This is a genomic window from Chryseosolibacter indicum, from assembly GCF_018598585.1.
GTDB lineage: Bacteria > Bacteroidota > Bacteroidia > Cytophagales > Cyclobacteriaceae > Chryseosolibacter > Chryseosolibacter indicus.
In genome coordinates this window covers 1-10,375 of the sequence record NZ_JAHESD010000103.1, presented here as the reverse complement: position 1 = coordinate 10,375, position 10,375 = coordinate 1, and the positions used below count along the sequence as shown (strand labels likewise).

The 10,375-nt window shown below is 38.9% G+C and carries 11 protein-coding genes; 3 read left to right on the top strand and 8 right to left on the bottom strand.

All coding sequences use genetic code 11. The annotated features are described in order from the left end of the window. Positions 1–55 precede the first annotated feature (55 nt). Positions 56–2,764: a triple tyrosine motif-containing protein gene (locus KK060_RS23895; protein ID WP_254157636.1), complete on the bottom strand. Its 2,709-nt coding sequence runs from the start codon at positions 2,762–2,764 to the stop codon at positions 56–58. 77 nt (positions 2,765–2,841) lie between these two features. Continuing rightward, positions 2,842–4,935, bottom strand: coding sequence for an ATP-dependent DNA helicase RecG (gene recG / locus KK060_RS23890; RefSeq protein ID WP_254157634.1), 2,094 nt, complete (start codon positions 4,933–4,935; stop codon positions 2,842–2,844). Positions 4,936–5,061: 126 nt separating this feature from the next. Between recG and KK060_RS23885 the strand changes: the two genes are divergently transcribed. Continuing rightward, on the top strand, positions 5,062–5,331 hold the full coding sequence (locus KK060_RS23885) for a hypothetical protein (RefSeq protein WP_254157632.1): 270 nt from the start codon (positions 5,062–5,064) through the stop codon (positions 5,329–5,331). A 151-nt stretch (positions 5,332–5,482) separates the two neighbouring features. Here KK060_RS23885 and KK060_RS25315 read toward each other — a convergent pair whose 3' ends face one another. Beyond that, positions 5,483–5,719, bottom strand: coding sequence for a VOC family protein (locus KK060_RS25315; protein ID WP_367397539.1), 237 nt, complete (start codon positions 5,717–5,719; stop codon positions 5,483–5,485). After that, complete coding sequence (locus KK060_RS23875; RefSeq protein WP_254157630.1) at positions 5,700–6,662, bottom strand: NAD(P)H-dependent flavin oxidoreductase; 963 nt, start codon at positions 6,660–6,662, stop codon at positions 5,700–5,702. The genes KK060_RS25315 and KK060_RS23875 overlap by 20 nt, the downstream gene beginning before the upstream one ends. 353 nt (positions 6,663–7,015) lie before the next feature. Here KK060_RS23875 and KK060_RS23870 point away from each other — a divergent pair, with 353 nt between their 5' ends. Together KK060_RS23870 and KK060_RS23865 are read left to right on the top strand one after the other, a co-directional pair. Next, complete coding sequence (locus tag KK060_RS23870) at positions 7,016–7,492, top strand: TlpA family protein disulfide reductase (RefSeq protein WP_254157628.1); 477 nt, start codon at positions 7,016–7,018, stop codon at positions 7,490–7,492. Positions 7,493–7,516: 24 nt separating this feature from the next. Beyond that, on the top strand, positions 7,517–8,134 hold the full coding sequence (locus tag KK060_RS23865) for a thioredoxin family protein (protein ID WP_254157626.1): 618 nt from the start codon (positions 7,517–7,519) through the stop codon (positions 8,132–8,134). A gap of 44 nt (positions 8,135–8,178) precedes the next feature. On the opposite strand, the gene KK060_RS23860 is transcribed toward KK060_RS23865, so the two are convergent. From KK060_RS23860 to KK060_RS23845, 4 genes are all read right to left on the bottom strand, one after another. Further along, positions 8,179–8,499, bottom strand: coding sequence for a DMT family transporter (locus KK060_RS23860; protein ID WP_254157624.1), 321 nt, complete (start codon positions 8,497–8,499; stop codon positions 8,179–8,181). Between the two features lie 145 nt (positions 8,500–8,644). Then, a complete protein-coding gene (locus tag KK060_RS23855; protein ID WP_254157622.1) occupies positions 8,645–9,073 on the bottom strand; it encodes a nuclear transport factor 2 family protein in 429 nt (142 codons plus the stop codon). A 184-nt stretch (positions 9,074–9,257) separates the two neighbouring features. After that, on the bottom strand, positions 9,258–9,836 hold the full coding sequence (locus tag KK060_RS23850) for a LemA family protein (RefSeq protein ID WP_254157620.1): 579 nt from the start codon (positions 9,834–9,836) through the stop codon (positions 9,258–9,260). 104 nt (positions 9,837–9,940) lie between these two features. Further along, positions 9,941–10,375, bottom strand: a 435-nt coding sequence (locus KK060_RS23845) for a peptide chain release factor-like protein (RefSeq protein WP_302180162.1), incomplete at its 5' end; no start/stop codon positions are given.

Here is a 10,375-nt window from a genome sequence, read left to right as displayed (position 1 = left end):
CTACGCTTAACGTCGCCGCCCAAATAGCTACATGGCTAAAACCGAAAAACACCACCTATTCGCCAGGCTGCTCTTTGTGTAGGGCCGATTTTAAAGATCTAAGAGATAGAAGCTGATACAACTTGCTATTGGTATCCATTGACCGAAACATCAGGTTACGAAGATAACCTTCAACGGGAAGAATGAGCAGCGCTATAAAAACCTGGATAATGAAATCAATAACCGGATTTTCATCTTTCACTGGTAGTGATGAATCTATTATCGTTTGAATGAATTCGATCAAAAGAATGATCGTAAGGAGTGAAAGGATACGGCTTACTATCCGATAACGATTATTCAGCCGAAAAGATAGAATGACGAGGCTAGCCAACACCATAAATTCCAGGGCATAGAACCACGAACGCTTCCAATAGGGCGGCAGAACCTCGAAAGTAAGAGGCTTTAACGTGCTTACATCCCCGAAGATATTTCTAGACTGCACCTGCAGCACGTAGTCACCTGGAGGCAGGAATGGAAAAGTAATCTTGTTGTTGCTGTTTGACCAGTCTGACCATTGATCTTTCATACCTGAGAGCATGTATCTGAATTCTATTGCATGCGGCCCCACGTAGTCGGGTTGAACGATTTCAAAAGCAATAGCGCTATGATCTTCACTTAAATTAATATTTGTAATAATGTTTGTCTTCTTATCGGCACTATTAATAGATTTAATAAAAATGGGAAATGGCTCTTCGCTGGCAGCGATGTTCTCTCCAAACATTTTATAGAGCTCATTATTCCGGCTTATCATCCATAGATCGTTCAATGCTTTGCTGCCCGTAATGAATTTGAAATCCTGAAATAAATTTAACAGGTGAAGACTTCCCTTTTTGTTATCCCTTCCTTTAAGTTGCCATCCATGCTGGTCGCGATAAAGAATATTTTCATCGTACACAAAATACTGCTTAGGTCCAGGTAGCGTATCTACCTTTTCAAGTTTTTTGGTTTGCCTGTTGTAATTGAAGAACCCTTCCGCGTTGACAAACAATAACTTTTCGTCCCAGCTAACACCTACAGTTGCCTCTCCATGAGAATTAACTATATCGATCGCATGAAGTGGACGCATCTCATGTTCACTTACCTGTACACTATAAATTTTATCCGCACCACATAACCACAACTCACTTGGCTTCGCTTCAAACATGTAGTTGATCTGATCATCAATGATGTTAAAAAGGCTTACCTGTTGCCAGTCTTTCTTTCCTTCTATCAGAAATTTAACTTCATTCTCATACGTAGACGTAAGTAGAACATTGCTGCACTGCGAAGCAAAGCAAAACCGAACCGGTTCTTCAAGGAGGGCTTTAGCATTCAAATCATTCACCTCAAATACACCGGCAAGTCCGGAAGCTATTATGCGCTTATTCAAGGTAATTATACTTGTGATCTTTGAATTTATTCCTGCAACTTTCTGATATACATATTGAGATGAGCGCAAAAGCTTCTCCGTATGCCTTACCCTTTTGTGTCTCGGTTTCTCTTTTGCGACACCAGGCACGTTACCCGCTTCCGTATTAACTACTTCCTTACTTTTGTTCTTTTTTAAGAAATTAAAAAGTCCTCTTCTTTTTGGTTCGACTTTACCTGCTGAATTTTCATCGCCGTTTCGCTTACCTCCAGTACTAATCGTATTTTCTTCTACAGGGATATCTACATAATAGACAAGCTCTTCATAAACATCTTCTTTCTTTAATTTAAACAGGCCTAATGAAGTTCCGACATATGTACCGTTTTCTGAAGTATAGGTGCAGAGCAAGTTTCCTTTAAGCCCGGGGTAATAACTAAAAGACCTTAGTGGCATGTAGGGTGATACTCTCGTATAACCATATTCATGAGCTACCCAAATATTCTTGTGTCTGTCAACAGAAATAGCAAAAACTTCATTATCTGGCAGGCCAGTTAAATAATTTACAATCTCGACTGTTTTGCCCGTTGTAGGGTTTACAAATACTACCCCTCCTCTTAATGTGCCAAGCGCAAGCAAATGTTTGTTTACCCAATTGCCTCCTATAATAACACTTGCGTTGATGAAGTTCTGATCTTCTACTATCAGTTGTTTTATCTGCAAATTCTCATTGCAACTGAATAACTTGTTTTGAGCAGTTCCCACTATATATTTATTCTCAATACGTGCTGCAAAAATTACCTGGCCGTGAATAAGCAGTTTGGAGGGTACTAATCCTGTCCGATTAATTTTAAAAAGTCCTTTTTCAAGCGTATTAACATATACAGCCCCAAACAATTCAAACAAACCAGTGAAACTGCCAGTGTTCTCATCTGCTTTTATGGTGTGTATCTTTCGATTAATATCAACAATATAGATTGCGTTATCGTTTAGGAAGAATACATCGTCTTTAAGTATAAGACTTTGAAACACATTTGTAACACTTGAGTCAGACTCTGTTTTTAATTTCAGGAAACCATCTGAATCTACACCTACACTGCCATAACCTTTAGACCCTGCCCAATAAATTGTTCCGTTGGCAGCAATCTGAAGAGAATAGACAGCAGCACCTCCATCAAGTAAATCCCAGTTCCTTCCATCGAATTGAAAAATACCCGCATCGGTGGCAAAGTACATAACACCTCGAGCATCCTGCTTAATATCATAACATGAGCTTCCAGCAAGATTGTTAGAAGTAAAATGAGAAAGAAAGAAATTTCCGGTTTGGGCAAATAGAAAGGCAGGAAACAGGATCAAAGAGATAAGCGCCCATTTTTTCATAATAATCAGGAGGTATCTTATCAAAGTTAACAGTAATCTTTTATTTAAAGAATCTTAAAGGATAAACATCCAAAGACTCAGCTAATCCTACTCCAATTCATGATGTTGCTGCGCATTGATTCAACTTGCGTGTAGATGACTTTGTTTTTTGATGATGTAAGGTCTGGGTCATTTTTTAAAACCTCAATTGCAGTTTCGCGTGCTCGTTGCAATAGTTGACCATCTTTGCCCAGATCCGCAATTAATAAATCGAGAACACCACTTTGTTGCGTACCTAACAGGTCGCCAGGGCCACGTAGTTTCAGATCTGTTTCGGCAATTTCAAAACCATTATTGGTTCTTACCATTGTCTCAATTCGCACTTTTGCCTCACTACTTAACTTGTAGTTTGTCATCAGAATGCAATAAGACTGCTCAGCCCCTCGGCCTACCCTGCCGCGTAGCTGGTGCAACTGGGATAGACCAAAACGCTCTGCGTTCTCTATTACCATGACAGAAGCATTAGGGACATCGACGCCTACCTCTATCACTGTTGTTGCTACCATAATCTGTGTTTCACCTTTAACAAATCTTTTCATCTCAAAATCTTTTGCCTCAGGCTTCATTTTACCATGAACAATACTAACGGCAACATCAGGAAATGCCCGGCATACACTTTCATATCCATCCATCAGATCCTTAAGGTCCAATTTTTCTGATTCTTCAATAAGCGGATAAACAATATAAACCTGTCTTCCCGACGTCATCTGATCACGCAGAAACTGGTTTACCTTTAACCGATGCGAATCGAATTGGTGGATAGTTTTAATAGGCTTTCGGCCTTTTGGTAATTGGTCTATTACAGAAACATCAAGGTCGCCATATAACGTCATGGCTAACGTTCGGGGTATAGGCGTGGCCGTCATCACAAGTACATGCGGAACGACAGAGAAGTTTTTGTTCCATAGCTTCGAGCGTTGGGCTACTCCGAAACGGTGTTGCTCATCAATGATGGCAAGTGCTAAGTTTTTAAATTGAACCTCCTCCTCCAATAATGCATGTGTGCCTATGAGAATTTTTAACTCACCCGTCTGAAGACCTTCATGCAAAACTCTTCGCTCTGATTTTTTGGTAGAACCTGTTAAGATGCCGATGCTTATCTGCATCTTTTCAGCATAACGCTTCAGGTTATTGTAATGTTGTTGTGCAAGAATTTCGGTGGGAGCCATTAGCGCACATTGTGCTCCGCTACTTATACCTAACAGTATGCAGATAAATGCCACTATGGTTTTACCGCTTCCTACATCACCTTGCAGCAATCTGTTCATTTGTTTTCCTGACCTAAGGTCAGCATAAATCTCTTTTATAACGCGCTTTTGTGCCTCTGTAAGTTCAAAAGGTAAATGATTGTTGTAGAAAGTCGTTACCAGTGATGCGTCTTTAAACACATGCCCTTTGAATTTCTCTTCCCTAACTATTTTTAGTTTAAGCAGTTTAAGCTGAATGTAAAATAGCTCTTCAAACTTTAATCGCTTTTGTGCCTGGGCCAGGTGTTCATAACTTTTTGGGAAGTGGATATTTAATAGTGCTTCTTTCTTAGAGACAAGATGAAACTTTTGAAGAACATCTACAGGCAGTGTTTCACGGATTTTTTCCTGTGCTACTGTTAGAACATCTCTTATAAGTTTTGATACGGTTTTAGAATCGAGATGTCGAGAGCGAAGCTTTTCAGTAAGAGGATAAACGGGGTAAATAGATCCTTCTTTTTCATTATTAAGTGTTAGTAATTCAAGCTCTGGATGAGCAATGCTGAATTTGCTACCAAAACGATTTGGCTTTCCAAACACAACATATTCTTGTCCCGATTTAAGCTTTTCATCGATCCATTTTATTCCTTGAAACCACACCAGCTCGATTTCACCACTTGCATCTTTAAAATACGCAACTAATCTTTTTTTGAACCCCGTTCCTACTAGCTCTTTACTAACAACCTTACCTTTTACCTGTACATATTGAAGTTCTTCTGATAATTCTTTTATCTCGTAAAACTTTGTTCTGTCTTCGTAGCGAAGCGGGTAATGCTGAATAAGATCAGCATAAGTAAAAATTTTTAATTCTTTATTTAATAAAGCTGCACGCTGCGGACCTACTCCTTTAAGGTATTCAATCGATGTAGTAAAAAAAGTTGCCATAAGTGCTGCTGCAATATTCAAAAATTAAAATGAATGCGTTTTCTAGCGGCGTAATTATTCTTAACTTTACAGCTCCTAAGCCTTCTGGTTACTTTTGCTGACCTCAGCATATACACCCACATAGTTATGTTACTAGAATCAAAAATATTTAAAGGCATAGAATACATTCATCTTTCAGATCTGCCTGAAGCACAAAAAGAAAGATTTCTGCAAACTACAAGCAGGTACGTCTTCATTAAAATTCTCATAGATGGCAAGGTGGTAAGCAATTGCATTGAGTATTCAACCTACAGCAACTGGTTTCATACTATTTACAAAGCAGAGCCAAAAAAGCAGGCATCTGATAATAAAAAAGCAGTTGAGATTGAACCTCAATTGGTGCTTAAAGCAAGCTAGTCCCATATTCCTTTTTCAGGCAATATTTCAAGAACGTTACCTTCAGGGTCATTGAAGTAAAAGGATTTACTCCCGGATTTCCAGGTTACCTCTTCAATGATTTTGATTCCTTTATTCTGAATTTCAACTTTAACTTTTTCGTATTCCTTTTCTAAAACTTCAAAGGCAAAATGCTGGTTTCCACCGCCAAATGCGCAGGCGGAGACTGCTTGTTTTTAGAGTCTTCAGGATTGAATAGCAACAGAACGGAATCCCCTGCCCTAAGAAACAAGTGTTTTTGCGGCAAATAGTGTATTACCGGCAAGCCAAGCAGGTTGTGGTAGAAGTTCAAAGCATTTTGCAAATCCTGAACGTAAAGACAAGTCTCTTTAATTTTCAATATTTGCATCACCGCACATTAACTTTTTTAACACTACATATTCAGACCAAATATCCTCAATAATGTGAGCTGCGGGCTCAATTCTATTAATCGCCGCAGCTACCTGACCTATTTCTAATTCACCCTCGTCTAAATCACCCTCGAAAATTCCAATCTTTGCTCGGCGCACTCCCAGAAGTTCAGCCAATTCTAAAGGTGTAGCACCACGTTTTTCTGCTTCGATGACACGATTAAAGAATTTATTCTTTAAGAGACGGACGGGAGTAAGTTGCTTCATTGTAAGTAGTGTCTCTCCCTCAACACTTTGCACAACACGGTTTTTAAAATTTTGGTGGGCGGAGGATTCTTGACACACTGCAAACCTACTTCCTACTTGTACGCCATCTGCCCCCAAGACTTCAGCAGCGAGCATGGTTCTTCCTGATACAATACCTCCAGCGGCAATAACAGGTATCGAAACTGCCTCCCTAACCATGGGTATAAGTACCAGCGTTGTTGTTTCTTCCCTTCCATTGTGCCCCCCAGCTTCAAAGCCTTCTGCAACAATTGCGTCCACGCCAGCTTTTTCTGCTTTCGCGGCGAACTTCACGCTCGACACTACATGAACGACAGTAATGCCATTATCCTTCAAAGATTTAGTCCAAATAGAAGGATTACCAGCAGAAGTGAACACTATTGGCACTTTTTCATCAATAACAATTTTAATCAACTCATCAATCTGAGGATAGAGCAATGGTATGTTAACAGCAAAAGGTTGGTTAGTAGCTGCCTTACATTTTATTATATGCTCACGAAGAGTTCCGGGGTACATAGACCCAGCACCGATGATTCCTAAGCCGCCTGCATTACTTACAGCGGATGCCAAGCGCCAGCCGCTACACCAAACCATGCCCGCCTGGACGATGGGATATTTTATAGAAAAAAGGGTGGTAACCGGATTCTGATTATGCATTATAAGTATTTGAGTCAAACGAAATATTATTTCCTGATTTAAAGAGGATGTAATAAGTAAAAAACTTCAAAAACATATCCTGTTTTCTTAAAAAAATTCACCGGTTTGAAGTTGTCCACAAAGAATTGATTTATAAATTCCGACTTAACATATTGTAATTCAATGTCTTAAATCATATTTTACATTTGATGTGGATAACTTATGTTAATTGTGGATATCTTTTTTACATAATTTTTGCATGATTCCAAGTGCTTGAAATTGAGCTGCTTTATGTCCCGATCTTCATGGAAAAATATTACTTTGTACAATAATATAAGGTTAGATCTGGTTCTATTTTTGAATGGATACTTATTATGAAAATATTTTTATTGATTGTAATAACTACATCGGCTTTAACCAGCTTCAGTCAACCGACGAAAGTGGTAAAGCTGGATCAACTGCAGGCGCTTATGGAAGACCGCTCGCACAGCATTCAAGTAATAAACTTTTGGGCAACCTGGTGTGCACCTTGCGTTAAGGAACTTCCATTATTTGAAAGGCTGAACAATGAAAATAATAAGGAGCTAAACGTTACTCTCGTGAGCATGGACCTGGATTTGGATCCGAAGCCCGATAAGGTCTATAAATTTATTGAACGAAAGAAAATTAAGTCAAAAGTAATATTGTTGGACGAGAATGATCCAAACAGTTATATCGATAAGATTGATAAGCAATGGTCGGGGGCATTGCCCGCTACGTTAATTATAAACACTAAAACCGGCCACAGAAAATTTATTGAAAAAGAACTTCACGAAGGAGAACTTGAAAAACTAATACGTGAACTAAAATAAACATTAACACAGCTTCCATTAATTATGATGAATAAGTTTCAAACAGGCATTCTGCTAATCCTGCTGTCAGTATTTATTGCTGCAAAACCTGTTATGCCGAATTACTCCGTTGGTGATACCGTGAGTGATTTTCACCTGAAGAATGTAGATGGAAAGATGATATCCCTTGCTGATTTCGAATCCGCCAAGGGAATAATTTTAATCTTTGACTGCAATACCTGCCCTTATTCAAGATCATACAATCAACGAATTATAGATTTGAACAAGAAATATGCAACAAAAGGATTTCCGGTAGTTGCTATTAATTCAAATGACCCCCTGTCTTCTCCTGGTGATTCATTTGAAGAAATGGTAAGAATTGCAAAGGAGAAAAAGTATGATTTTCCTTACCTTATAGACGAAGGCCAGCAGGTGGCTAAGTCATTTGGTGCAACCAATACACCACATGTATTCGTATTGAAAAAAGAAGGAGATAATTTTAAAGTAGCGTATATAGGAGCTATTGATAACAACGTAAGAGATGCTTCTCAAGCTGATAAAAAATACGTTGAAGATGCAGTTGAAGCTTTGATTGCCGGGAAGTCAATAACTACCAGCAAGACTAAAGCTGTTGGCTGCGGAATAAAATGGAAGAATGTGTAGTAAATTCTTTTACGCATTGAATATGGCTGAGCGATCAGCCTTTTTTATTGTGCTGAAACAAACTTAAGACCTATAATAGAACCTATTAATAGCACGATAAAAAATAGCCGTAACAGGTCTGCCGGCTCCTTAAAGAAAACTATTCCAACTATTACAGTTCCTACAGCTCCAATACCAGTCCATACTGCATAACCAGTACCCATCGGTATGCTTTGTATTGCTTTGTTCAAGAAGTAGAAGCTCATAGAGATGCAAATAAAAAAGAGTATAGTCCAAAGCTTGTTATTAAAATTGTTGGACATTTTTAAACAAGTAGTGAATCCCACTTCAAATAAGCCTGCTATTACCAGATATATCCACGCCATAAATCTCTCAAAACACAAAAGTAATTTTTCTTTTACGTTTGACTAATTGAAATTTCAGTGGATCTGATAAAATAGAAAAAGTGAGCTGATCTCTTTGAACTATATAGATCAGGCTCACCTGGTTGATTCTATGCGTATTTGAGGTTTAGGGGTACCGATAAAATGTTTTACTAACAATCTTCCATCCCTCATTAAATTTATAAAGGACCAGGTAATCCGTAAACGTTCTCTTGCCACTCCTGTACAAATCAAGTTTTACAACAGCAGCATTTCCGGTGATGTCTACGTTTATAAACTTTCCTTCTGCAGGAGGAGGGGCAGGTTCATTACTCGCCTTTTGTTTCTCAATGTTTGTAATCCATTCTTCAATAGGCAGGGGCTTTACCTGGTTATCAATTAACCTCAACATTGTAAAACCAGGATCAAATCCTTTACGGATATCCTCAGCACTTCCTCTATTTTGGATTCCGCTGATATAAGAAGTTAAGATAACCTTCTTTATCGCTTCTTCATCGTTGGTTTGAGCGTTGCTAACAAAAGCAGATAGCAGTAGTAATAATAGTGTAATTCTCATTTGAAATGTTTTAGACTAATAAACTTCACCTCACAAGCAAAGTTAGGTGCTACTGACAAAGAATTGATTTATGCGAATTAAGAGCGGTCAGCAACTGACAAATGACACCATATAGAAACGTAAAGACAAAAAAAATCCCGCCACCGCGGCGGGACCTCTCATTTTGCAAGCAGAGAGTAAGATCTTAAAATTCTACTTTAGGGGCGTCTTGTGCTTGCTGAGAAGCTTCAAATCCTTTTCTTGCCGAAAAGTCTTCACCTCCTCCAAACATGTTTAGTGCCATACGTTTAAAATAACCGCGTACATAGGTGTTATAGTTCCTGATGGATTCATTATAACGCTGACGCGCTACGTTAATTCTGTTTTCTGTACCTTCTAACTGAGCCTGTAAGTTTTGAAAATTCTCAGTAGATCTGATTTGTGGATAAGCTTCGAATGCAAGATTAATAGCTGTATTAATTTCCCGCCCTGCAATCTCCAGGTCATCAGGAGTTTTTGCATTAACGATACCCGCACGGGCTTGCGTTACTTTTACTAATATCTCTTTTTCGTTTTCAGCCGCACCTTTCACTGTTGCTACCAAGTTTGGAACAAGGTCTGCTCTACGTTGATATGCTGCCTGAACATCACCCCACTCTGCATTAACTCTTTCCTGTGCATTAATCGCGTTATCATAAACGCCGGTTCCCCACATAAAAAAGCCTATTCCAAAAACCGCGATAATACCTACAATTACAAGGGTAGCCAATAATCCTTTACTCATATTTATTTATTTGCTGGTGAAGTTAATTAAAAGATTAATTCAAATTGCTTAAACGAATAGACAGCCTGGCAGGTTATTTATTTTAACCGAGCTGCTATTTTTCACTAAGCTGCCCCTTCTGTCATTTTTTCTGCGCTATCTGCAATTCTTAACTGTTCAATGAAATCATCAATTTCACCATTCATGATTGCTGGCAAGTTGTGTTGGGTAAACCCAATCCTATGATCTGTAACGCGACTCTGAGGATAATTATAGGTTCTTATCTTTTCGGAGCGGTCTCCGCTTCTTACAAGCGACCTTCTTGCAGCGCCCATTTCTTTTTCCTGCTTTTCAACCTCCATCTCATAAAGTTTGGTTTTTAGCATTTGAAGAGCCCTTTCACGGTTGCCATGTTGAGAACGCTCCACCTGACAGGTAATTACGATTCCTGTGGGCTTATGTGTAAGCTGTACTTTTGTTTCAACTTTGTTTACGTTCTGTCCGCCGGCACCACTTGATCTGGCTGTTTGTATTTCTATGTCAGCGGGGTTGATTACAAC